Genomic DNA, 23,958 nt, shown 5'->3' with positions numbered 1-23,958 from the left:
GAGAGGGAGCGACTGCCGAAAGCCCGACCCTTGTGGTAACGCCCAAAAAATTAAACTCTTACAAATACGTAACCTCTTCTTGTTTTTCTGTAATGCTTCCCATTCCAGAAATAGTAACGTTTACCTTTTACAATAACTGTTTTATGGTGTTTTGGGGCTGTTTTTACAACCGTTACAGAAGCTGGTTTTGTAACGACTCTTGTAGCGCATGATGATAAAGTCATCATACAGATAACTGATAATAAAATAAATAAAGTTCTCATAGCAATATGATTTTGGGTTTACTATAAGACTTTGATGTTTAAAAAAGGTTTAATTAATCAAATAGTGCTTTTAATTCGGTAGCTTCACTAGGTTTGATTTTTCCAGCTAGTAAAAGACTTAATTGTTTTCTTCTTAAGGCTGCATCAAAACGTTCTACTTCTAAAGATGTTTCTGGTGTTACTTCAGGGACTTTTACAGGGCGACCAGTTTCATCTACGGCAACAAAAGTGTAAATAGCTTCGTTGGCCTTGGTTCTGGCTCCAGATTCTCTGTCTTCCATCCAAACATCAATATAAATTTCCATAGAGGTATTGAATGCGCGGGATACCTTAGCTTCAACAGTTACAACACTTCCTAGAGGAACCGCTCTATTAAATGCCACATGATTTACGGAAGCGGTTACCACAATACGTCTAGAATGACGACGGGCAGCAATACTTGCCGCACGATCCATACGTGCTAATAATTCGCCACCAAATAGATTGTTTAACGGATTGGTTTCACTGGGTAAAACCATATCTGTCATAGTTGTTTTAGATTGTTCGGGAGTTTTTGCCTTCATCTTTACATTTTGATGTGGCAAAGTTACGTATTAATACAGTAATTGGTAAGTGAAATATTTGTTAAACTAATCTAGCTTTTTAACAAGTAACCAAGCATCACTATTATGTGTTTTTTTGATGTTTCGTAAAGCTTTTAAAGCATCTAACCTGCCTTCGTAACTCGCATAAACTACTTGGTGCAAACCGTACTTGTTAGCGCCAATTTTTCTTGCACTAAATCCGTCAGCTTTTAGTTGTTTTACTTTTTTATCGCAGTTTTCTTCAACTCTAAACGCACCTGCAACGATATGGTAATTACCGGTTTGCTTTGTAACATTTAAAGTAATTGCAGGAAGTGGATTTAAACTAAAAGTAGCTTGCTGAATTTTCGTGTCTAGTTCCTGCGTAGCTTGTTTTTGAGCTAATTGATTGTGTTCTTCAATTTGATCTACATAAAACTTTGAAGCTCCAAAACCACCTAATGTTAAAGCAATTAAAGCTACCGCTACATATTTTAAATAGGGTCTAGATTTTCGTTTTTCTGATGTTACCGTAATTGGAATTACTTTTTCGATGCTTTCTACAACTTCTTTATGTTCCTCGCGAGTTACAGATGGCGATATAAATTGAGATAATCCAAAAGAATCAGTCAAGTAATTTAAATGATAGGTAGGTTCGAATAGAATTTTACCTTCATTATTAAATACAATTTCGCCAATATTATTGAACGTCAGTGTTTCACCTTGTGTTAAGTAAGATTTTAAAAGCTTAACACGTTTTGCTATTTTTTTATTTGCAATTTCAAAAGGGATTTTTTCTATATCGGCAATGTAATGCGCTAATAAACCATCATTTTGTTGAATTTGCTCATTAAAAGATACTACTTTTTTTGGCGCATGAAATGTATTTGATGCATCATCTATGGTTGCAGATACACGTTGTGTTAAAAAAGCACCAAACTCAGGAATGGTAACACACTCGTATCTATAGAGTAAATCGCTTATGTAGGTTTCTAGTTGCATGAAAACAAAGTTAAAAAAATGTGCTTTTCAATAAAATTTGTGCATAACTATTTATTAACAATGTAAAAATTCTTTTATTGCGGTTTCAAAATCAATACGATAGAATGACAGAAAATGATTTGCTTTTCACTTTAGCATTGCAACATGTGCCAAATATTGGCGATATTACAGCAAAACGATTGATTAGTAATTGTGGTTCTGCAGAAGCGATTTTAAAAGAAAAGAAGGAAAATCTGTTAAAAATTGATGGTATCGGAACCGTAACAATAAGTGATTTGTTTAAAACCCATCATTTAAAAGAAGCCGAAAAGGAGTTACAGTTTATTAAAGAGAATGAGATAGATGTGTCTTATTTTCAAGAGGATAAGTATCCTGAAAAGTTGAAGCATTGTATTGATAGCCCTATTTTATTGTTTCAAACTGGAGCAATAGATTTAAAGAAACAGCATATTATCAGTATTGTTGGCGCTCGCAAAATTACAACAAATGGGATTGCTTTTTGTGAAAATTTAGTTGAAAAGTTAGCACCTTATGATCCTATAATTGTTTCTGGATTTGCCTACGGAACAGATATTACAGCACATAAAGCAGCCATGAAACACCATTTGCAAACGGTGGCATGTTTAGCACATGGACTGAACCAAATTTACCCTAAAGTTCATAAAAAATATATGTTAGATATGGAGAAAAATGGTGGGTTTTTCTCTGATTTTTGGAGTACAGATGTTTTTGATAAGCGAAATTTTTTAAAACGAAATAGAATTATTGCTGGTTTAAGTGAAGCCACTATAGTTATAGAATCTGCTGAAAAAGGTGGAAGTTTAGTTACAGCAGACATTGCTGGGTCATACAATCGAGACGTATTTGCGGTTCCAGGACGTGTTGGAGATACCCAAAGTATAGGTTGCAATAATTTGATAAAGCATCAAAAAGCACACATGATGACAACGCCTTTGGATGTGCCTTATATATTAAATTGGCAGCTTGAAGACGAAAAAAAACCAGCCATACAAAAACAATTATTTGTTGAGTTGGATGCTACTGAAAAAGTAATTTATAATTACTTAAAAGAAAACGAAAAACAACAATTGGATAGTATTGCTTTGAATTGTGACATGCCCATTTTTAAAGTATCTGGTACTTTGTTGAATATGGAGTTGAAAGGGGTTATTAGACCGTTGCCTGGGAAGTTGTTTGAGGTTGTTTAGTATCCAACCTTTTCACGAACCCTTCCTAAAACATCATCAGCAACCAACTTCGCTTTTTCTGCGCCAATAGCTAAAGCTTTATCAATTTCTTCAAGGTTATTCATGTAATAATTATAACGCTCTCTTGGTTCAACAAAAATTTCTAAAATCAATTCGAATAAAGCTTGTTTAGCATGCCCATAACCATACCCACCTTTTTCGTAATTAGCTTTCATGTTGTCAATTTGAGCATCATTTGCCAATAAACTATAAATAGCAAAACAGTTACAAGTACTCCAATCTTTTGGTTCTTCAAGTGGTGTGCTATCGGTTTGAATACCCATAATTTGCTTACGTAGTTTTTTGTCAGTCAAAAATATATTGATGATGTTATTTCTACTCTTACTCATTTTTTGGCCATCTGAACCAGGAATAAGTTTGGTGTCTTTTTGTACTTCAGCTTTAGGTAAAACAAAAGTTTCTCCAACTTTAGCATGAAAACGAGACGCTACATCTCGTGTCATTTCAATATGTTGTTCTTGGTCTTTTCCAACAGGAATTATTTCTGCATCATACAACAAAATATCTGCGGCCATAAGCATTGGATAGGTAAACAACCCTGAATTTACATCTTCCAGTCTATCGGCTTTATCTTTAAAACTATGCGCTAATGTCAAACGTTGGTATGGAAAGAAACAGCTTAAATACCAAGAAAGCTCTGTTACTTGCGGAATATCACTTTGTCTGTAAAACACCGTTTTTTCAATATCTAAGCCAAAAGCTAACCAAGTGGCAGCCGTAGAATAGGTGTTACTTCGTAACAATTCAGCATCTTTTATTTGTGTTAGCGTATGCAGGTTTGCAATAAATAAATACGAATCGTTTTCTGGTTTTTCAGCCATTTTTATTGCTGGCATAATAGCGCCCAAAATGTTTCCTAAATGTGGTGTTCCTGTGCTTTGTATCCCTGTAAGTATTCTTGCCATAATATTTCCCGCTTAGGCAGGAATCTTTTTCATCTGTTAAACATAAAAAGCAAAGGTAAACGTTTTAATAAAATAGCTCAATACAATTGTGTATTTTTGGACTTTATGATTGTTTTTAAATACATTTTTTGGATATTATATCGCATTTGGTTTTACATCCTTGTTGCTTTACCTATTCTTATACTTTTCCCGATACTTTTAATTTCTATATTAAAAGAATCTTGGTACCCCTTCTTTTTTAGAATAGCCAGATTATGGGCTAAGTTTATTTTAATAGGTATGGGTTTTGTTTATAAAATTGAGCGTGAACAAACTCCAGAGAAGCGTAAAAGCTACATGTTTATTGCTAATCATACTTCCATGGCAGATATTATGTTGATGTTGGTAACAGTTAAAAATCCTTTTGTATTTGTTGGAAAAGCAGAATTAGCTAAGATTCCTCTTTTTGGATTTTTTTATAAGCGCACTTGTATTTTAGTAGATAGAAGTTCGCCAAAAAGTAGGCAAGCTGTTTTTTTAAGAGCACAACGCAGACTAAAATCTGGACTTAGTATTTGTATTTTTCCTGAAGGCGGTGTGCCAGAAGAGCATATTATGTTGGATGAATTTAAAGATGGTGCTTTCAGACTTGCAATAAACCATCAAATATCTATAGTGCCTATAACATTTGCTGATAATAAAAAACGATTTTCTTATACTTTTTTTAGTGGAAGCCCAGGTAGCATGCGTGTTAAAATACATAAATTTATATCTACTGAAGGGTTAGTTACTGAAGATACAAGAACATTGAATAATGATTCTAAAGCTGTTATTTTGAAACAGCTTGAAGTATTTAATAATAAAGATTAAAATACTTAAAAGGTTAAGGTTTTACTGTGTTCAATCTAATCTAAAATAAAAAAACTGCTCGAGGGGACGAGCAGTTTTTCTTTTGATACAAGTTTCCGAGCTTAAATGGAAACCCATATCCAGATCTAACCAAAAACCTAGAACTTAATAGCGAATCCAGTATAAACACCGATAAAAAACGGTGAGAAATTACCAGAAGTATTGTTAAATGTGTTAAATTGATATTTAAATATGGGTTCTAAATTAAAATCGAATTTTTTAGAAACTTTATAATTTAAACCTAATCCAAAATTAGCACTATAACTTAGTTTATTAATATTTTTTGCTTCTCCGAGTATCGTCCTATTTCCATTATCCTCTTCATAAAAGACTTTACTAGTGTTTAAAAAGAAAGAACTGAAACCTCCAATAAGGTTAACTCCAAACTTTTTGTCAGATAGTGTATATTTAATCTCTAGAGGAATTTCTACATACCTCAAATTTTGATTGATTGATGCATTAGATGTAGCAAAAGATGGTGCTGCATTAGAATCTAAAGACTCTGAACTTAGAAGCGATACATTACCAGAAGCTGGATCAATATTTTGTAAAGCACTACTATTTGTACTAGTACCTACAGTTTGAAAAACAACAACATCATTAGTGTTATAACCTAAATTAACACTATGAATTCCGGAACGAACACTTATTTTTTTACTCAAAGCATAGCTTGTAGAAATACCATAACTCATGTTAATATCACCAGATTTAGAGTTGTTATTAAACTGCGGATCTATTGACGAGCCATCTTTTAATGTGTTAAAATAAACAGGTGCAATATTTGGCGCAACACTCCATTTACTTTTAGGGTTGTTATTTTTCTTAGTTATATTTTCAGCAATAGTATTGTTTTTGTTTATAGCCTCTTCAATACTAAGTTTATTAACTTCTTGTGTTTTTTCAACTGAGTTTTCATTGGTTGTTTTATTAACCGACTCTGTGTTTGCTTCAGCAATAGTTGTATTGCTTTCAGTAGCATCTGTTAAAATTGTTTTTGCTTTTTCTTTGTTTACAAATTCAGGTTTTTTATTAGTTTCAACATTATCATTTTCAGAAGTGTTTGCAACTTCGGTAGTTTTTTCTAATTGATTTCGAAGATTTTTAACATTATTTTTTTCTTCAGATGAATTAGTAGCAATAGCACTATTGTTATTTGAGGTAATATTATTTTGCTTGATATTTAATTTATCAGGAGAAACTAACTTAGATTTATTTTTATTTGTTGAAGAACTCGTCTTTGCCACTGATGTTTCTTTTGATGGGCTTAAATTATCTTTTAATAATTCAGATTGAGACGTTGAAGTTTTATTTGATTCATCATCAGAAGTTACTATAGTAGTTTCTGTAGCATTTTCGTTAAAAGGATTGTTGTTTCTTATATCTGTTTTTTCAGAATCGGTTTTAGTTTCTGTGTCAACAACTTGCTTGGTTGAGCCTTCATCTGAATTATTGAAAACAATACCTCCAATAGTTAGCAGTAGTAATAATAAAGCTGCAACACCAGCATAGCGCCACCAAATAGGGATGACGCGACGTTTTTTCTTCTTCTCGGTGAGTTTAGATTCTATGTTTTTCCAAACAGCATCACTAGGTGTTGCCTCGAAATCTTTAAATCCCTCTTGGAAAAGTCTATCAATATGTTTTTTATCACTCATTTATAATGATTGAGAGCGTTGGTTGGTTTTATACTGTTCTATAGTTTTCTTCAAAATTTGTCTAGCTCGAGCTAAATTAGATTTTGAAGTTCCTATATTAATATCTAACATTTCTGCTATGTTTTTATGTGAATAGCCATCAAGAACATATAAGTTAAAAACTAATCTGTATCTATCTGGTAATTCTTGAATAATCTTTAAAAGGTAGTCAATGGAAACAGTGTCTTCATCAACTTCCAATTCAACATCTTCAATAGTATCTTCATTTATTATATCAAAAACTTTTTCGTTTCGGTAGCGTTGCAATACGGTGTTTACAGTAATACGCTTTAACCAACCTTCAAAAGAACCTTTGTTTTTATATTGTTCAATTTTTTTAAAAATTGTTAAAAATGCATCTTGCAGATTATCTTCTGCTTCAGCATAGTTTCTTGAATACTTTAAGCATGTTGCGAATAGTTTACTCGAAAAGAGTTTGTATAATTCGCTTTGTGCTTTAGTATCATCAATTTTACAATTTTCTATGAGTTGTTTTAAACTCAAATCAAACAGGTATATAATTAATAATTTTTACTCAACAACAGGTACTTCAATGGTTAAGTATTGAGTTTCTCCGTCGGTATCTTCTCCTTGCCAAAACTTAAAAATATAAGAGCCATTACTTGTAACTCTAAAATTAAAAGTTGACTCTACTAAGTTGTTTTCTTCAAGAGTCTCACAGTTGTTGTTGTCAAAAATGTAAGTAATTGGAGCAACAGTTCGTTCATTATTTTCTTTTAAATAATAAAACTCTTTGAAAGCGTGGCAAGTAGATGGTCTTAAATACGATACTGTTATCGGATAAGTTTCTCCTAACTCAAATTCGTCAGGTATATCTACACTTTCAACAGGTAAAATTTCAAAACTAAAACTAGTGCCATCGTCTTCAATACTACAAGACGCACAAAGTATAAGCGTTAAACAAAGAACTAATAACTTTTTCATAGCAAAATAAATTCAGGGTTATATACATGTTTGCACTTAGTAGATGCATATAAACTAAAAAGGTTGCGTATAAAAATAAAGAATTTTAAAAGAATTATTGGTCATAAAAAAATCCCGAATTAACGGGATTTTATATTATTGTTCTGAAACTATTGCTCTTACTTTATCTTCAAGCTCGTCCATGAGTTCTGGATTATCTTTTATTAGGGATTTTACAGCATCTCTACCTTGACCGAGCTTAGTATCATCGTAACTAAACCATGAGCCGCTTTTCTTAACAATTTCATGCTCTACTGCTAAATCTAAAATTTCTCCAACTTTAGAAACGCCCTCACCATACATGATATCAAATTCGGCTAATCTAAACGGTGGTGCAACTTTGTTTTTAACCACTTTTACACGGGTTTTATTACCCATAACAGCACCATCTGTACTTTTTATTTGTGTTGAACGACGAATATCTAAACGTACTGAAGCGTAAAACTTTAATGCATTACCACCAGTTGTTGTTTCTGGGTTACCGAACATTACGCCTATTTTTTCACGTAATTGGTTAATGAAAATTACGGTACAATTGGTTTTACTAATTGAAGCTGTTAGTTTTCTTAAAGCTTGAGACATTAAACGTGCGTGAAGCCCCATTTTTGAGTCTCCCATTTCACCTTCAATTTCACTTTTTGGTGTTAAAGCTGCAACTGAATCGACTACGACGATATCGATAGCGCCAGAACGAATTAAATTATCTGCAATTTCTAATGCTTGCTCGCCATTATCTGGTTGCGAGATGATTAAATTATCAATATCTACACCTAATTTTTCGGCATAAAAACGATCAAAAGCATGTTCTGCATCAATAAATGCGGCAATACCACCAGCTTTTTGCGCTTCAGCTATAGCGTGTAACGTTAAGGTTGTTTTACCTGATGACTCTGGACCATAAATTTCTACAACCCTACCTCTTGGGTAACCTCCAACGCCTAAGGCAATATCTAAACCTAAAGAACCTGATGGGATGGCGTCTACATCTATTACTGCAGCGTCGCTCATTTTCATTACAGTACCTTTTCCGTATGCTTTATCTAGTTTGTCTAATGTTAGTTTTAGTGCTTTTAATTTTGCTTCTTTTTCTTTATCGCTGCTCATTATCTTTGTGTTTTTCTGAAAAATTGTACGCTAAAGTACTACATCTTTTGTCATATCACAATAATAGTTTTCAACATAAAAAATTGAATTAGAAAAGTAGAAATTTATTATTTAGACGCAACCTTTTTAGTTAAGACGCATCTAACATGTATAAGTGGAAAAAGTTTGCTATCAAATTTGCCAATGAGTTTTTGAAATAGACTAACTCTAAACTCAATTAAAGCACCTTAATGAAAATTTTGGTGCTTTTTTATTGGAATATATCATTGTTTTTTGGTTTGAGAAATGGCTTTGGCGGTTGTGTGCGCTAGGGATAGTAGTGGAAAGCCCACAGCTTTTGCACCTTAGTGCATAAGCGAGGACTTGGAACGGATAGCCCGACCCTTTTGGGTAGCGCCCAAATTTTTAATATTGCTTAGATGTTGTACATTTGCAGCTTAAAATATTCTTATAACCTTAAATTAGTATAGCATGCAACTGTACAATACCTTAAGCGCAAAGGAGAGAGCGGAGTTAATTGAGAAGGCCGGAAAGGACAGATTAACACTTTCTTTTTATCAGTACGCTAAAATTGAAAATCCTCAAGAGTTTAGAGACCAATTGTTTATTGCTTGGAATAGTATGGACGTTTTAGGACGTATTTATGTGGCTCATGAGGGTATTAATGGGCAATTATCATTACCTGCAGATCGTTTTAATGCATTTAAAACGCATTTGGATACTATTAATTTTTTGAAAGACATCCGATTGAATATTGCTGTGGAGCAGGACAATATGTCGTTTTTAAAATTAAAAGTAAAGGTGCGACATAAAATTGTGGCTGATGGTTTAAATGATGATACGTTTGATGTAACCAATAAAGGCGTGCATGTTGATGCTGAAAAATTCAATGCACTTATTGAGGATGATAAAACCGTTTTGGTGGATATGCGTAACCATTACGAAAGTGAGATTGGGCATTTTAAAAATGCTGTAACTCCTGATGTGGATACGTTTAGAGAATCGTTAGATATTATTGAGGATGATTTAAAAGACCATAAGGAAGATAAAAACTTGGTAATGTATTGTACTGGAGGTATACGTTGTGAAAAGGCTAGTGCGTATTTTAAGCATAAGGGCTTTAAAAATGTATATCAGTTAGAAGGCGGTATTATTGAGTATACAAGACAGGTTAAAGATCAAGATTTAGAGAATAAATTTTTAGGTAAAAACTTTGTTTTTGATGAGCGTAGGGCTGAAAAAATTAGTGATGATGTGATTGCGCAATGCCACCAATGTGGGTCGCCTTTTGATGTGCACACCAATTGCGCTAATGATGCTTGCCACTTACTTTTTATACAGTGTGATGCTTGTAAGGAGGAGATGGATAATTGTTGTTCATCGTCTTGTAAAGAAATCCATGCATTGCCTTACGAAGAGCAAAAAGCATTGCGTAAGGGACAAGGAAATAGCAATGATATTTTTAAGAAGGGGCGTGCAGACCATTTACCTTATAAAAAAGATTTAAGGAATATATTCGAGAACTTTAAGAAATAAAAATAGGCTCCGTTTTGGAGCCTATTTTTTTATTGCTTTATAAACTTTATGGTTTTCTTTTCATAAGTATCACCTTCTAATCTTAGAAAGTACAATCCGTTTGACAAATTGGATGTATTAATAGTTTTCAATCCTTGATTAGGGTTATTGAAAGATTGAATGGCTTTTCCTGTTACGTTTATAATTTCAGCATTCACAATTTTCTTTACTGTAGAAATATGAATTATATCATTAGCCGGATTGGGGTATATTGAAGTGTCTTTTAAATACTGGTCTTCAACACTTAAAACACCTGTAATATTAAAGCTATGTGTAACCGTTTGACCTTGGTAGGTTGCTTCCCATTTCCATTCACCATTCATATTATAGATATTTGAAAAAGTCCAGTACCAATAGGATGAATTATAATTAGCATTAAAAGGAAAATTCCAATTATACACCACTGAATTGTCAGGTCTTATAACTTTTAGGTTGATGTTCGTCCCATTCATTTGATCTCTCATGTATAAACCAAAAGTTATAGATTCTGAAGTGTCAAAATCATCATTTTCATTACTTATTTCTTGAGTAGGACAATTTGGAAAAACTGGAGGCGCACTATGGGTTAGTACAGCATTAATATTTGGATTATTATAAGGTTTTTGGTTTTGCCACCATGTATCAGTATTCATGTTATTACAAGTACCAGCGTATGGATCTACTAAAATATCTTGACCAACACCATTCCATTCAATTTCAGAATATACTTCAAAATGTAAATGAGGACCAGTGGAGTTTCCAGAACTCCCAACAATTCCTAAGTATTCTCCTTCAGTCACCATATCTCCAACATTTTTTGTGGTAGCTGAGTTTTGTTTTAGGTGTCCATACACAGCCACACTACCATCATCATGCTGAATGTAAACAAAATTCCAATTAGTTCCATTAAATGAGCAGCTTCTATCAGTTCGAGAGTCCACTTTAGCAAGAATTTGCCCAGGTGCAGCTGCAATTATTTCAACATCATCATTATCCATCATTTTCCATTGAAATGGCCAATTAAAAATATCAATTCCTGCATGATTATATCCATTTGTTGTATCATAAGTTCTGTTTCCACAATTATAATCTAAGGTTTGATTAGGAAATGCTGAGTTTTGGTCTACATAGTTTGAAATTCCCCAAACATCATTGTATTCTAAACCATCTTTCTTTTTTACAGGCCAAATAAATAGTGGATGGATTAATTTATTATGCTTTCCTTTATAAGATAATTTCTTTTCAACTTTTAATTGTTGAATACTGTTTTTGATTTCGTTTAAAACAACGTCTCTTTGTTCATCTGTTATACAAGGGACATTGTCTGGGTTAAAAACAAATTCGCCTCCATCTGGTATAAAATTTGGTGCTTGTGCGTTTAGAATACTAAAGGTTAATATTGAAAAGATAAATTGAAGAGTAATTTTAGATTTCATAATTAATGTTTTAGAAGGTTATACCTATTACATCGAAGAATTTATTAAATGTGAGCAAGGGTTAGTTCTTAGGAAAAGGTTTTGTAACATTTACCGAAAAGAAAATGACTCAAAATCATACCCAATTAGCTTAATTACGACGTTGAGTTTAATTAAGAAACCCTTTACTTTATAGTCTCTTATAATAATCTTATATTTACGTCCGAGAAGTCTTTTTTTGAAAGAACCTTTTTAAAAATAGATTCTTAGAAACTTATTATCAAGCTTTTAGAATGTTGAAATTTTAGAGCGAGATTCAATATAATTACGAACCATCTTCCGGTAGATATTTAATTCTAATCGGAATCAATATATATAAATATGGCTTGCGCTAGTTGCACGACTAAAGACGGCTCCCCAAAAGGCTGCAAAAATAATGGTACCTGTGGTACAGACAGTTGTAACAAACTAACTGTTTTTGATTGGTTATCAAATATGTCTCTTCCTAACGGAGAAAAGCCCTTTAATTGGGTTGAGGTTCGTTATAAAAACGGTAGAAAAGTATACTATCATAATACTGAAAATTTAACTTTAAGTATCGGTGATATTGTTGCAACTCAAGCAAAAGCGGGTCATGATATAGGTATGGTTACCCTTACGGGGGAATTGGTACGTGTTCAAATGAAGCGTAAAAACATATCAGAAAATCTTGAAGAAGCTTTAAAAATTTACCGTAAAGCAAGTCAGAAAGATATTGATATTTGGCAAACAGCACGTGATAAAGAAGAGCCAATGAAGGTGAAAGCGCGCCAGTTTGCAATCGATTTGAAGCTTCAAATGAAGATTTCAGATATTGAATTTCAAGGTGATGCCAGTAAAGCTACATTTTATTACACTGCTGAAGAACGTGTTGATTTTAGAGAACTTATTAAAGTTTTTGCTCGTGAGTTTAGAACTAGAATTGAAATGAAACAAGTTGGTTTTCGTCAAGAAGCGGCAAGACTTGGAGGTATTGGTTCTTGTGGACGTGAGTTATGTTGTTCTACATGGTTAACAGATTTTCGTTCAGTAAGTACATCGGCGGCACGTTATCAACAATTATCCTTAAATCCGCAAAAATTAGCTGGTCAATGTGGCAAACTAAAATGTTGCTTAAACTATGAGTTGGATACGTACTTAGATGCATTAAAAAGTTTTCCAAAGAACGATACAAAACTATACACTGAAAAGGGAACTGCTGTTTGCCAAAAAACGGATATTTTTAAAGGTCATATGTGGTATGCTTATGAAGGTGAGTGGATGAATTGGCACAAGATTACTACAGAGCAAGCCAATGAAATTATTGAAATAAATAAGCAAAAGAAAAAAATAGCTAGCCTTGAAGAATATGCTTCAGATCTTGTAGAAGAAGATACTAAAGAAGTATTTGAAAACGTTGTGGGTCAAGATAGTTTAACACGCTTTGATAGTCCAAAACGTAATAATAAACGTAGAAATAATAGAAGAAAGAAGGGGAATCATAATAATAAAGAGGCTGGTGCCAATAACGGAGGAAATAAAAATACTCCCGAAAACAAGAAAAACCCTAATCAAAATAAACGAAGAAAAAACAACAAAAGAAAACCGCAAAACACTAAAAATGCTGCAAAATAGAATCTTATTATTTTTTGGTATTTGTTTTTTTATGATGGTTTCATGCGATTCAAATAGTGTTTTTGATCGCTATAAATCGGTTCCTAATGTATGGCATAAAGATACTGTTGTAAATTTTAAAGTAAATCCGCCAGATTCAACTATAGCCTATAATTTATTTGTTAATTTAAGAAATACCAACGCTTATAAATACAATAATATTTTCTTAATAGTCGAAATGATTTTTCCGCATGGTAAAACAATAAAAGACACCTTGGAATATAGAATGGCAGAACCAAGTGGAAAACTTTTAGGCGAAGGATACACGGATATAAAAGAAAACAAACTGTGGTATAAGGAAAACGTTATTTTCTCTGAAACAGGAGAGTATACCGTAAATATTCAACACGCTATGAGAGAAAATGGAAAAGTAAATGGCGTTGTTGAGTTGGAAGGCATCACAGATATAGGGTTTAGAATAGAAAACCCAACTATAAAATAACCAACATAACTTTAAATACTTAAGAGGCTCATAACTTAAGACACTTAAACTATGGCAAAAGCAAAAAAAGAAACAAAAGCAATTCAAGATTATTCAAAATACATTCGTTGGTTTTGGATGGTGTTTTTGGGAGGAATACTTTCTGTAATCTTAATTTTTTTATTAGCATCTTGGGGAGCTTTAGGTGATATGCCTGATCACACACAGTTAGAAAACCCAAGAACTAATTTAGCAACTGAGATTATTTCTTCAGATGGAAAAACATTAGGTAAATTCTATTTCAAGGATAACAGAACACCAGTAGGATACAATGAATTATCACAAGACCTTGTTGATGCTTTAGTTGCCACTGAAGATGTGCGTTATCATGAACATTCTGGGATTGATGCCCGAGGAACTTTAAGAGCTTTTTTCTTTTTAGGAGGAAGAGGTGGAGCGAGTACTATTTCGCAACAATTATCAAGACAATTATTTGTTGGTGTTGCTTCAAAAAGTACATTTAGTAGACTTACTCAGAAAATCAAAGAATGGGTTATTGCTACACGTTTAGAACGTCAGTATACCAAAGAAGAAATCATGGCGCAATATTTCAATATCTATGATTTTGGAAATAATGGTGATGGAATCAGAAGCGCTTCGAGTATTTACTTTGATAAAGAGCCTAAAGATTTAAGCTTAAAAGAGTCGGCAATGTTAGTTGGGATGTTTAAAAATTCATCTCTATATAACCCAAGACGAAATCCCGTAGGTGTTAAAAATAGACGAAATGTAGTTTTAGCTCAAATGGAAAAATACGGTTATATTACTGAAGCTGTAAAAGATTCACTTCAAAAAACAGATTTAGATTTAAAATACACACCGCAATCACATCGTGATGGTATTGCCACTTATTTTAGAGGCTATCTAGATGGTTTTATGAAAGATTGGATTAAAAAGAATCCTAAACCAGATGGCTCAAAATGGAACTTGTATAATGATGGATTAACCATTTATACTACTATTGATTCTAGAATGCAAACCTATGCTGAAAACGCTGTACAACAACACATGCCAAGGTTACAAGCAGAATTTTTTCATCAAAATACACCAAAACGCAATCCTACAGCACCTTTTTTAGAGCTTGAAAAGGAAGAGATTGATGCTTTAATGAAACGAGGCATGCGACAATCTGAGCGCTGGAGACACATGAAATATGATTTAAAAAAATCTAATGATGAGATTATTAAGTCTTTTGATAAACCAGTAAAAATGTCTGTTTTTACATGGAAAGATGGTAAAGCATCAGAGGTTGATACACTTATGAAACCTATTGATTCCATGCGTTATTATAAGTCTTTTTTAAGAACGGGAATGATGTCTATGAATCCACAAACAGGTCATGTAAAAGCATGGGTTGGTGGTATTAATTACAGGCATTTCCAGTACGATATGGTGAAGCAAGGGAAACGACAAATAGGTTCTACTTTTAAGCCATTAGTTTATACTGCAGCTATTGACCAGTTACACTATTCGCCTTGTGATGAATTCCCAGATGTTCCGTATTGTATTGAAGCTAATAAATATGGTAATCCAGAAGAATGGTGTCCAAAAAATTCTACTCCAAATTATGGAGGAACTAGAACATTAAAAAATGCTTTAGCAAACTCTGTTAATACTGTTACTGCGCAATTAATTGATAAAGTAGGACCCCAAACGGTTGTAGATTTAGCTAAAAAATTAGGTGTAGAATCAGAAATGTTAGCTGTACCATCAATAGCTTTAGGGACACCTGATATTAGTGTTTACGAAATGGTTGGCGCTTATTCAGCTTTTGCTAACCAAGGAGTATATACAAAACCAGTTATGGTAACTAGTATAGAGGATAAAAACGGTACAATTTTGTACCAATTCAAACCTGAAACAAGAGATGTTTTAAGTGAAGAAACAGCCTATGTAGCTGTTCAGCTTATGCAAGGTGTTACCCAATCTGGTTCTGGGGCTAGTTTGCGTCATACATATAAAAGAAATAGAACAGAGTACAAAGAAGTTGTTACAGGTTATCCATATGAATTAACAAATCCTATAGCAGGAAAAACAGGAACCACACAAAACCAAAGTGATGGTTGGTTTATGGGTATGGTACCTAATTTAGTTACAGGTGTTTGGGTAGGTGCAGAAGATAGGGCGGCTCATTTTAAAAGTATTACTTATGGTCAAGGTGCTGTTATGGCATTACCAATTTGGGGTTTATATATGAACAGTTGCTATGCTGATGAAGATTTAGAAATTTCAAAAGAAGAATTTCAAGAACCAGAGAATTTATCTATTAATGTTGATTGTTCTAAACATAAATCTACACTTACTGATGAAGATACAGATGAAGATACACCTGAAGATTTAGACTTTGGATAATATTTAATTAAATTTCAAAAATTCAATAAAAAGCCATTCTGAAAGGAATGGTTTTTTATTTGTCAAAAATATAGGCATATCATTCAATTATTCGTAATTTTATGATGTAAAAACGAATAATAATGATTAATAAAAAAGTTGCTAATGTTCAAGATGCTTTAAAAGGTGTTTCAAATAACATGACATTCATGCTTGGTGGTTTTGGACTTAGTGGAATTCCTGAAAATTCTATTGCAGAGTTGGTAAAACTTGGAGTAAATGGTTTAACCTGTATTTCTAATAATGCTGGAGTTGATGATTTTGGTTTAGGTTTATTACTTCAAGAAAAGCAAATTAAAAAAATGGTGTCGTCTTATGTTGGAGAAAATGATGAGTTTGAACGCCAAATGCTTTCAGGAGAATTAGATGTTGAATTGATTCCTCAAGGAACTTTGGCAGAACGTTGTAGAGCGGCACAAGCTGGTTTTCCGGCAATATATACACCTGCAGGATTTGGTACTGAAGTAGCTGAAGGTAAAGAAACGCGAGAGTTTGATGGAAAAATGTATGTTTTAGAACATGCGTTTAAAGCCCATTTTGCTTTTGTAAAAGCATGGAAAGGTGATGAAGCTGGTAACTTAGTTTTTAAAGGAACAGCAAGAAATTTTAATCCAAATATGTGCGGAGCAGCCAAAATAACAGTTGCAGAGGTTGAAGAACTTGTTCCGCTTGGAGATTTGGATCCAAACCAAATTCATATTCCAGGAATCTTTGTGCAACGAATATTTCAAGGTGAAGTTTATGAAAAGCGAATAGAGCAGAGAACGGTAAGACCTAAAAGTTAAAATGCTTGTCATTCCTGCGAAGGCAGGAATCCATTTTAAATATTAAGTTTCAATTAAAAAGATTCCCGTTTTCACGGGAATGACAAAAAGAGATTATATATGTTAGACAAAAACGGTATAGCAAAACGTATAGCAAAAGAAGTCCAAGATGGCTATTATGTTAACCTTGGAATTGGAATTCCAACGTTAGTAGCAAACTATGTGCGTAATGATATAGAAGTTGAATTTCAGAGTGAAAACGGTGTTTTAGGAATGGGCCCTTTCCCTTTTGAAGGAGAAGAAGATGCGGATGTAATTAATGCGGGTAAACAAACGATAACTACATTACCTGGTGCCAGTTTTTTTGATTCGGCTTTAAGTTTTTCTATGATAAGAGGGCAACATGTTGATTTAACAATTCTTGGAGCTATGGAAGTTGCTGAAAATGGAGATATTGCTAATTGGAAAATTCCAGGGCGTATGGTAAAAGGAATGGGAGGAGCAATGGATTTAGTAGCCAGTGCTGAAAATATAATTGTAGCTATGATGCATACAAATAAACGAGGTGAATCAAAACTTTTAAAAAAATGTTCTCTTCCGTTGACTGGTGTTGGATGTGTTAAAAGAATAGTAACCAATTTAGCGGTTATTGAAGTTACAGATAATGGTTTTAAACTATTAGAACGAGCACCTGGAGTTTCAGTAGATGATATTAAAAATGCCACTGAAGGCACATTAATAATTGATGGAGACATACCAGAAATGGATATTTAGAATGCTCTTTTAGTTATTGTTATTGAATGAAAAATCGACAAAATGTTAAATATAAATGTATTTTATCGATTTTTTATGTTTTTTAACGATGTATTTGAAAATGTATGTTATATTAGCTGTCCCCAAAAAAACCAAATAATTATAGATTTCCCCAAATCTACCATAAACTTAACACTAATGAATATTGCAACAAATCTACCTGAACAACCTACAAATGATGAAAGCAAATTCAAAGAAACTTTAAAAGAGAATTTGCAGTTTTTAAAAAGCTTAGCTTATCTAACCAAAAAGATATTCATGCTATAACCCTTTGGGTATAGCATGAATTAGTTTTTTTGTGTATTCCTTTTTTGGTGAGTCGTAAATAATATCGGCATCATCCAATTCTTCAATTTTACCTTGATTCATTACTAATAACTGGTCAGACATATATTTTACCACAGCCAAATCGTGAGATATAAATATGTATGTAAACCCAAAATCTGCTTTCAACTCGTTTAATAGGTTTAAGACTTGCGCTTGAACAGAAATATCTAAAGCCGAAACGGATTCATCACAAACAATTAATTTAGGCTTTAAAGCTATAGTTCTAGCTATACCAATACGTTGACGTTGTCCGCCAGAAAATTCATGAGGATATCTATTAAAATAATCTTCAGATAAACCAACGCGTTTTAAAATATCAATTACTTTTTCTTTTCTTTCAATATCAGAAGCATAAAGTTTATGAACCTTCATGGGTTCCATAATAGCTTCTCCAACAGGTATTCTTGGGTTTAAGGATGAGTATGGATCTTGAAATATAATTTGAATATCTTTTCTTAACCGCCTTGTTTCAGTTTTGGAGAGTTTTGTTATATCAATACCGTTATATAAAATTGATCCAGAAGTAGCTTTATCTAATTGAAGTATAGCATTTCCTAAAGTTGATTTGCCACAACCAGACTCACCAACTAAACCTAATGTTTCACCTTCATATAGTTTAAAGCTTACATCATTAACAGCCTTGAAGTGTTGCGGTTTTGTAAACCAACCAGATTTAGTTATATATTCTTTTTCTACATTAAGTACTTCTAATAACGGCGCTTTATTATAAAGTTTATCATGGTTTTTTTTACGTTGTTCTTTTGAAACAATTTCGGTAGAAATACTATCATTTAAAAAATCTTGAATAGTTGGTAAAACTTTTAAACGAGTATCTAAAGAAGGTCTTGAATTAATTAGAGCTTTTGTATAACTATGCTTTGGAGATTTAAAAATGTTTTTAACTAGACCTTCTTCAACAATATTTCCTTTGTACATTACTAGAACCCGATCTGCTATTTCTGAGATTAAAGCCAAATCATGAGTAATAAAAATAATACTCATTTTTGTTTCAACCTGTAATGCCTTTAATAACTTTATTATATCATTTTGTACTGTAACATCCAAAGCAGTGGTAGGTTCATCAGCTATTAAAACATCAGGTTTACAAGCAATAGCCATAGCTATCATAACGCGCTGCTTTTGGCCTCCAGAAATTTCATGAGGATATACTTTAAAGACGCGTTCAGGGTCTGGAAGTTTCACTTTTTCAAAAAGCGATAATGTTTCTTCTTTTACTTGTTTTTTTGATAAACTTGTGTGTTGTAATAAAACCTCTTCTACTTGTTTTCCACAAGTCATAGATGGATTTAAAGAACTCATAGGTTCCTGAAAAATCATAGCTATTTTATTACCTCTAATTTTTTGAAAAGGTTGACTTGAGAGTTGGGTTAAATTTTCATCCCTGTAAATAATTGAACCATTAGTTATTTTTGATATTTTTTTTGGAAGTAATCCTAATATGGCTAAAGAAGAAACAGATTTTCCTGAACCAGACTCACCAACTATACCTAATATTTCATTTTTGTTTAAAGCATAAGAAATATTATGGATAACTTCATTTTGATTAAACGCAATACTAAGGTTTTTAATTTCTAAAATAGGATTCATGATCTTAATAGGAAAATTTATAATTCAAATATACTAAATAGAAGATGGTTTGAAATTTCTAAAATTTGTAAGATTTATACTATATGTAGGTAATTTCTTCATCTCAAATGAGGTAAAACCATAAATTGTATAACTATCTATAAATCAGCAGTAAAAAAAGAGGTTTTATTGAAAATAAATATCTATTTTCAAGCTAATTATTAATCTTTATACCAACCAACTCTCATGAAAAATTTTACATTAATGCTTGTTTTTTTAGCAAGCTCATTATTTGGGTTTTCTCAAACCTTGACTTCAAAACGAATCAAAATCAATAATCCAACCAAGACTCAACTTTTAAAAGTTAAACAAACTGGGATTGATTTATCTTGTGGTGCTGTTTTCACTGATAATAACCTAATTTTAGAATTAGGAACGCATGAATTAGCGATGTTAAAAAAACAGAATATTCCTTATTCTGTTCTTGTAGATGATTTAATAGAGCACTATAGAAAGAAATCTGAAATTGAATTACCTATTGCTAGAGCTCAATTGCAAGCTAAAAAATCACAAACACTGGCTAGTAAATCTTTAAGTACAAAAAGTGAAAGTATAGATAACTTTATTCAATACGAAGGATGCTCAGAAGTAAATTGGGCTGTACCAACAAACTTCAATTTAGGAAGTATGGGTGGTTGTTTAACCTACAGTGAAGTTTTAGCTGAGTTAGACCAAATGAGAGCTTTATATCCAAATTTAATATCAGTTAAGGCTAATGCATCACCAACAAACCAAGTAACTCATGGTAATTCATTTACCAATGGAGGGCAATATAATACATGGTCAGGAAGTACGGTTTATTACGTTAGAATTTCTGACAACCCTGATGCTGATGAAACTAATGAACCTGAGTCTTTATACTCTGGTATGACACATTCAAGAGAGGTTAGTAGTTTAATGAATTTAATGTACTACATGTGGTATATTTTAGAAAACTATGATACCGATGCTGGGATTAAAAATTTAGTTGATAATCATGAAATGTATTTTATTCCAGTTGCAAATCCTGATGGATTAAGATGGAATGAAGAAATAGCACCTAGTGGAGGAGGGTTACAGCGTAAAAACTTAGGGCCATATAATACAGGAAACAATGACCTTAGAGGTGTTGATTTGAACAGAAATTACGATTATTTCTGGGGCCCAAATGCAATATATGGAGGTTCTTCAGGAACGCAAAGTAATAACACCTATCGTGGGCCTTCTGCTTTTTCAGAACCTGAAACGCAAATTGTAAGAGATTTTTCTGCAACAAGAAATTTTAAAACGGCTATGAATCATCATGCCACTTCTAATTTGATTCCTCATGCTTATAATGGGTATCCTAATGCACCTGCTTCAGGTAGAGAAGCTGAGTACCATAAATTTTGTCATGATATGACGCGTTTTAATAGATACATTTATGGTGAAGCTCCAGATATATTAACAATAGCAAATGGTGACATGAGTGATTGGATGCTTGGAGGAGTAGCTGATGTTAATGGATCTACAGGTTCTGGTCAAGGAATTTTAGCTCTAGCGCCAGAAAATGGTTCATGGATTTCAAGTGACGGAGAAGGTAGTTTTTGGCCAAATGCTACTAAGATTGTTGAAATAGCTCAAAGAGCAGTAAGAATGAATTTTGTTAATGCTTACCATAGTGGAAAGTTTGCACAATTTCACGATTTAAATAATAATGATATTAGCGCTACTTCTGGAAATTTAGATTTTGCTATTGAATATTTAGGGCAAACTTTAGGTGATATCACTCTTAATGTAACACCTGTTTCATCAAATATTACATCTATCACACCCCCTGCCACTCAAACAGGTTGGAGTAAATTAGAGCAACGAACTGTGTCAGCTGCTTATACTCTAGACTCTGGAATTCAAGCAAATGATGAAATTGAATTTCAAATAACATTGAGTAACGATGATGGTTATGTAATGTATCGAGCAAATATTATAAAGACATATAATCCAGCAGTATTATTTGTTGATAATCCGGATACTGATAACTTATCTAACTGGACTACATCAGGTGGTTCATGGGGAACAACTTCTGATTCATATTCTGGGACTCTAGCAATTACAGAATCGCCTTCTGGAGGCTATGGGAACAATCAATCTAATACTTTAACTCTAAATACTTCAGTAAATTTATCTTCTGCAACAGCATCTGTAGTTCAGTTTTTTGCTAAGTGGGATTTAGAACGAAATTTTGATTATGTCCAAATAGAAGGGTCTACCAATGGTTCAACATGGATACCTCTTTGTGGAAAATATACAAAACCTGGGTCTAGTATTTCTACTAACAGGTACAGTAGTGGTAATAGCTCTAATACAAGTACTGGAAAATCTACTTCAGACCAAAACAATCAACCTACAGGGGAATCTTTATATGATTCTGATACCATGGATAAGTGGGTAATGGAAGAAATACTAATTGATGCCACAGAAAACAGTTTTCTATTTGGAGCTACAAATGCGCAATTCCGTTTCGTTTTTGATTCAGATAATACAAATAGAGCAGATGGTTATCCAACTACTTTTGATGGGTTTCTTTTTGATGACTTTAAAGTTATAAGTATACAAACACCATGTGTGGTTTCTGTTCCAACAGGACTAGCAAGTAACAACGTAACAGCTACTGATGCAACTCTTACATGGAACAATATTGCTTCAGCAACTTATGATGTAAGATACCGTGTTGTTGGTGAGCAAAACTGGACAGAAGTTAATGGACTAACAACTCCAGCAACCACATTAAATGGGTTGGCTAACTTAACCGATTATGAAGCCCAAGTTCGATCTAATTGTGGTACAAATAATTCAGCATATTCTGCTTCGATTAATTTTACAACTTTAGATGTTCAACTTAATTATTGTGCTTCAGCTAGTACTAATGTTAATGATGAATTTATAAGTAGAGTTCAATTAAATACTATCGACAACACTTCTGGAGCTCAGTTTTATTCAGATTTCACAAATATTTCAACAACTCTAGAAAAACAATCTCAATATACAATTACGATAACACCAACCTGGACAGGGCAGGTTTATAATGAAGCGTATTCAGTTTGGATAGATTATAATAGAGATGGTGATTTTGACGATTCAGGAGAACAGGTTTTTACTCAATCTCCAACAAATTCAACTAGCGTAAATGGTAGTTTTACTATTCCTTCCACAGCTGTTGAAAATTCAACTAGAATGCGTATATCTATGCAATATAATGCGCTTCCTACTTCTTGTCAAACGTTTCAATATGGAGAAGTTGAAGATTATACAATAATAATTGAAGCTGCAGGTCCAGACATAACACCACCAGTAATAACGTTAAATGGTGCTTCTCCAACTAATTTGAGTATTGGTGACACCTATACGGAGGAAGGTGCTACCGCTATTGATAATGCAGATGGAGATATATCTAGTAACATTGTTATTGGTGGAGATGTAGTAAATACGGGTGTTATTGGAGTATATGTTGTAACCTACAATGTTACAGATTTAGCTGGAAATGCGGCTACTGAAGTAACTAGAACGGTTAATGTTGCAGAACCATCACCTGGATGCGCAGGAGGCATAGCATCATTTCCTTATGCCCAAGGGTTTGAAGGCTCAATTGGAGATTGGACACAGTTTTCTGGTGATGATTTAGATTGGTCAGTTAATTCAGCAACTACACCATCTAATAATACAGGGCCTTCAGCAGCAGCTCAAGGTTCAGATTATATTTTTGTAGAGGCTTCAGGTAACGGTACTGGTTTCCCAGATAAGAGAGCTATTATTACTTCACCTTGTTTTGATTTGTCAAGTGCTAGTGGTGCAGATTTTAGTTTTCAGTATCATATGTTTGGAGCGACAGATATGGGAACAATTGACTTAGAAATTAGTGACGATGATGGTGCTTCTTGGATTAGTATTTGGAATCAGTCTGGAAACCAAGGTAATTCTTGGTTAACTGTTAACTTGAATTTAGACACATATGCAGGAGGAGGTATTCAGTTACGATTTAACAGATTTGTTGGAAGTACATGGCAAGCTGATATTGCAATAGATGATATTAACTTAATAGCTGATGAACAAGATACCACAGCACCAGTCATTACCTTAAATGGAAATGCATTAATTGATTTAAATGTCGGTGATGTTTATACAGAACAAGGTGCAACAGCCACAGATAATTTAGATGGCGATATTACAGCCAATATAGCTGTAGGT

The 23,958-nt window shown here is 33.1% G+C and carries 20 protein-coding genes; 10 read left to right on the top strand and 10 right to left on the bottom strand.

Going from position 1 to position 23,958, the window contains the following annotated elements:
- Positions 1-50: 50 nt before the first annotated feature.
- The 3 genes from DIS18_RS14890 to DIS18_RS04630 all read right to left on the bottom strand — a co-directional run bounded on the left by DIS18_RS14890 (position 51) and on the right by DIS18_RS04630 (position 1,828).
- Positions 51-263 carry a DUF6515 family protein gene (locus tag DIS18_RS14890; RefSeq protein WP_146191793.1) on the bottom strand — a complete coding sequence of 71 codons (213 nt, stop codon included), beginning with the start codon at positions 261-263 and terminating at the stop codon, positions 51-53.
- Between the two features lie 53 nt (positions 264-316).
- On the bottom strand, positions 317-826 hold the full coding sequence (locus DIS18_RS04635; RefSeq protein WP_109351849.1) for an acyl-CoA thioesterase: 510 nt from the start codon (positions 824-826) through the stop codon (positions 317-319).
- A 66-nt stretch (positions 827-892) separates the two neighbouring features.
- Positions 893-1,828: an HU domain-containing protein gene (locus DIS18_RS04630; RefSeq protein WP_109351848.1), complete on the bottom strand. Its 936-nt coding sequence runs from the start codon at positions 1,826-1,828 to the stop codon at positions 893-895.
- Positions 1,829-1,932: 104 nt separating this feature from the next.
- Between DIS18_RS04630 and dprA the strand changes: the two genes are divergently transcribed.
- Positions 1,933-3,036, top strand: coding sequence for a DNA-processing protein DprA (dprA, locus tag DIS18_RS04625; RefSeq protein ID WP_109351847.1), 1,104 nt, complete (start codon positions 1,933-1,935; stop codon positions 3,034-3,036).
- Here the strand turns inward: dprA and trpS are convergent.
- Positions 3,033-4,001, bottom strand: a complete 969-nt coding sequence (trpS, locus tag DIS18_RS04620) for a tryptophan--tRNA ligase (RefSeq protein WP_109351846.1) — start codon at positions 3,999-4,001, stop codon at positions 3,033-3,035. The genes dprA and trpS overlap by 4 nt on opposite strands.
- 105 nt (positions 4,002-4,106) lie before the next feature.
- Here trpS and DIS18_RS04615 point away from each other — a divergent pair, with 105 nt between their 5' ends.
- Entirely contained in the window at positions 4,107-4,850 is a 744-nt protein-coding gene (locus DIS18_RS04615; protein ID WP_109351845.1) for a lysophospholipid acyltransferase family protein, read from the top strand.
- A gap of 137 nt (positions 4,851-4,987) precedes the next feature.
- Here DIS18_RS04615 and DIS18_RS04610 read toward each other — a convergent pair whose 3' ends face one another.
- The 4 genes from DIS18_RS04610 to recA form a co-directional block, all read right to left on the bottom strand.
- Positions 4,988-6,544 carry an outer membrane beta-barrel protein gene (locus tag DIS18_RS04610; protein ID WP_109351844.1) on the bottom strand — a complete coding sequence of 519 codons (1,557 nt, stop codon included), beginning with the start codon at positions 6,542-6,544 and terminating at the stop codon, positions 4,988-4,990.
- On the bottom strand, positions 6,545-7,087 hold the full coding sequence (locus DIS18_RS04605; protein ID WP_109351843.1) for an RNA polymerase sigma factor: 543 nt from the start codon (positions 7,085-7,087) through the stop codon (positions 6,545-6,547).
- Between the two features lie 27 nt (positions 7,088-7,114).
- On the bottom strand, positions 7,115-7,528 hold the full coding sequence (locus tag DIS18_RS04600) for a hypothetical protein (protein WP_109351842.1): 414 nt from the start codon (positions 7,526-7,528) through the stop codon (positions 7,115-7,117).
- Positions 7,529-7,663: 135 nt separating this feature from the next.
- Complete coding sequence (gene recA, locus DIS18_RS04595; RefSeq protein WP_109351841.1) at positions 7,664-8,671, bottom strand: recombinase RecA; 1,008 nt, start codon at positions 8,669-8,671, stop codon at positions 7,664-7,666.
- 471 nt (positions 8,672-9,142) lie between these two features.
- Here recA and trhO point away from each other — a divergent pair, with 471 nt between their 5' ends.
- A complete protein-coding gene (trhO, locus tag DIS18_RS04590) occupies positions 9,143-10,207 on the top strand; it encodes an oxygen-dependent tRNA uridine(34) hydroxylase TrhO (RefSeq protein ID WP_109351840.1) in 1,065 nt (354 codons plus the stop codon).
- Positions 10,208-10,236: 29 nt separating this feature from the next.
- On the opposite strand, the gene DIS18_RS04585 is transcribed toward trhO, so the two are convergent.
- Positions 10,237-11,661, bottom strand: coding sequence for a peptidoglycan DD-metalloendopeptidase family protein (locus DIS18_RS04585; protein WP_109351839.1), 1,425 nt, complete (start codon positions 11,659-11,661; stop codon positions 10,237-10,239).
- Positions 11,662-12,021: 360 nt separating this feature from the next.
- Here DIS18_RS04585 and DIS18_RS04580 point away from each other — a divergent pair, with 360 nt between their 5' ends.
- The 6 genes from DIS18_RS04580 (at position 12,022) to DIS18_RS15085 (ending at position 18,048) form a co-directional block, all read left to right on the top strand.
- Positions 12,022-13,293 (top strand): PSP1 domain-containing protein, encoded by a 1,272-nt coding sequence (locus DIS18_RS04580; protein WP_109351838.1) that lies wholly within the window; start codon positions 12,022-12,024, stop codon positions 13,291-13,293.
- Positions 13,280-13,774 (top strand): gliding motility lipoprotein GldH, encoded by a 495-nt coding sequence (locus DIS18_RS04575; RefSeq protein ID WP_109351837.1) that lies wholly within the window; start codon positions 13,280-13,282, stop codon positions 13,772-13,774. Before DIS18_RS04580 ends, DIS18_RS04575 begins: the two co-directional genes overlap by 14 nt.
- Positions 13,775-13,825: 51 nt before the next feature.
- The gene (locus tag DIS18_RS04570) at positions 13,826-16,165 is read left to right on the top strand and encodes a transglycosylase domain-containing protein (protein WP_109351836.1); all 2,340 of its coding nucleotides are present in this window, start codon (positions 13,826-13,828) and stop codon (positions 16,163-16,165) included.
- A gap of 122 nt (positions 16,166-16,287) precedes the next feature.
- Positions 16,288-16,989, top strand: coding sequence for a CoA transferase subunit A (locus tag DIS18_RS04565; RefSeq protein ID WP_109351835.1), 702 nt, complete (start codon positions 16,288-16,290; stop codon positions 16,987-16,989).
- 99 nt (positions 16,990-17,088) lie between these two features.
- Positions 17,089-17,742, top strand: coding sequence for a CoA transferase subunit B (locus DIS18_RS04560; protein WP_109351834.1), 654 nt, complete (start codon positions 17,089-17,091; stop codon positions 17,740-17,742).
- 177 nt (positions 17,743-17,919) lie between these two features.
- On the top strand, positions 17,920-18,048 hold the full coding sequence (locus DIS18_RS15085) for a hypothetical protein (protein ID WP_281261083.1): 129 nt from the start codon (positions 17,920-17,922) through the stop codon (positions 18,046-18,048).
- Here the strand turns inward: DIS18_RS15085 and DIS18_RS04550 are convergent.
- Positions 18,043-19,716 carry an ABC transporter ATP-binding protein gene (locus tag DIS18_RS04550; RefSeq protein WP_109351832.1) on the bottom strand — a complete coding sequence of 558 codons (1,674 nt, stop codon included), beginning with the start codon at positions 19,714-19,716 and terminating at the stop codon, positions 18,043-18,045. The genes DIS18_RS15085 and DIS18_RS04550 overlap by 6 nt on opposite strands.
- A 225-nt stretch (positions 19,717-19,941) precedes the next feature.
- On the opposite strand from DIS18_RS04550, the gene DIS18_RS04545 reads away from it, so the two are divergent.
- Positions 19,942-23,958, top strand: a 4,017-nt coding sequence (locus DIS18_RS04545) for a M14 family zinc carboxypeptidase (RefSeq protein ID WP_219930752.1), incomplete at its 3' end; no start/stop codon positions are given.

It is taken from the genome of Algibacter marinivivus (genome assembly GCF_003143755.1).
Classification (GTDB): domain Bacteria; phylum Bacteroidota; class Bacteroidia; order Flavobacteriales; family Flavobacteriaceae; genus Algibacter_B; species Algibacter_B marinivivus.
The sequence above is the reverse complement of the archived record's forward strand: the minus strand, read 5'-3'. Positions and strand labels throughout refer to the sequence as shown.

What these genes read in the sequence shown, in the direction of transcription:
- DIS18_RS14890 (WP_146191793.1), bottom strand. Translation starts at nt 263, where the DNA reads ATGAGAACTTTATTTATTTTATTATCAGTTATCTGTATGATGACTTTA.
- DIS18_RS04635 (WP_109351849.1), bottom strand. Translation starts at nt 826, where the DNA reads ATGAAGGCAAAAACTCCCGAACAATCTAAAACAACTATGACAGATATG.
- DIS18_RS04630 (WP_109351848.1), bottom strand. Translation starts at nt 1,828, where the DNA reads ATGCAACTAGAAACCTACATAAGCGATTTACTCTATAGATACGAGTGT.
- dprA (WP_109351847.1), top strand. Translation starts at nt 1,933, where the DNA reads ATGACAGAAAATGATTTGCTTTTCACTTTAGCATTGCAACATGTGCCA.
- trpS (WP_109351846.1), bottom strand. Translation starts at nt 4,001, where the DNA reads ATGGCAAGAATACTTACAGGGATACAAAGCACAGGAACACCACATTTA.
- DIS18_RS04615 (WP_109351845.1), top strand. Translation starts at nt 4,107, where the DNA reads ATGATTGTTTTTAAATACATTTTTTGGATATTATATCGCATTTGGTTT.
- DIS18_RS04610 (WP_109351844.1), bottom strand. Translation starts at nt 6,544, where the DNA reads ATGAGTGATAAAAAACATATTGATAGACTTTTCCAAGAGGGATTTAAA.
- DIS18_RS04600 (WP_109351842.1), bottom strand. Translation starts at nt 7,528, where the DNA reads ATGAAAAAGTTATTAGTTCTTTGTTTAACGCTTATACTTTGTGCGTCT.
- recA (WP_109351841.1), bottom strand. Translation starts at nt 8,671, where the DNA reads ATGAGCAGCGATAAAGAAAAAGAAGCAAAATTAAAAGCACTAAAACTA.
- trhO (WP_109351840.1), top strand. Translation starts at nt 9,143, where the DNA reads ATGCAACTGTACAATACCTTAAGCGCAAAGGAGAGAGCGGAGTTAATT.
- DIS18_RS04585 (WP_109351839.1), bottom strand. Translation starts at nt 11,661, where the DNA reads ATGAAATCTAAAATTACTCTTCAATTTATCTTTTCAATATTAACCTTT.
- DIS18_RS04580 (WP_109351838.1), top strand. Translation starts at nt 12,022, where the DNA reads ATGGCTTGCGCTAGTTGCACGACTAAAGACGGCTCCCCAAAAGGCTGC.
- DIS18_RS04575 (WP_109351837.1), top strand. Translation starts at nt 13,280, where the DNA reads ATGCTGCAAAATAGAATCTTATTATTTTTTGGTATTTGTTTTTTTATG.
- DIS18_RS04570 (WP_109351836.1), top strand. Translation starts at nt 13,826, where the DNA reads ATGGCAAAAGCAAAAAAAGAAACAAAAGCAATTCAAGATTATTCAAAA.
- DIS18_RS04565 (WP_109351835.1), top strand. Translation starts at nt 16,288, where the DNA reads ATGATTAATAAAAAAGTTGCTAATGTTCAAGATGCTTTAAAAGGTGTT.
- DIS18_RS04560 (WP_109351834.1), top strand. Translation starts at nt 17,089, where the DNA reads ATGTTAGACAAAAACGGTATAGCAAAACGTATAGCAAAAGAAGTCCAA.
- DIS18_RS15085 (WP_281261083.1), top strand. Translation starts at nt 17,920, where the DNA reads ATGAATATTGCAACAAATCTACCTGAACAACCTACAAATGATGAAAGC.
- DIS18_RS04550 (WP_109351832.1), bottom strand. Translation starts at nt 19,716, where the DNA reads ATGAATCCTATTTTAGAAATTAAAAACCTTAGTATTGCGTTTAATCAA.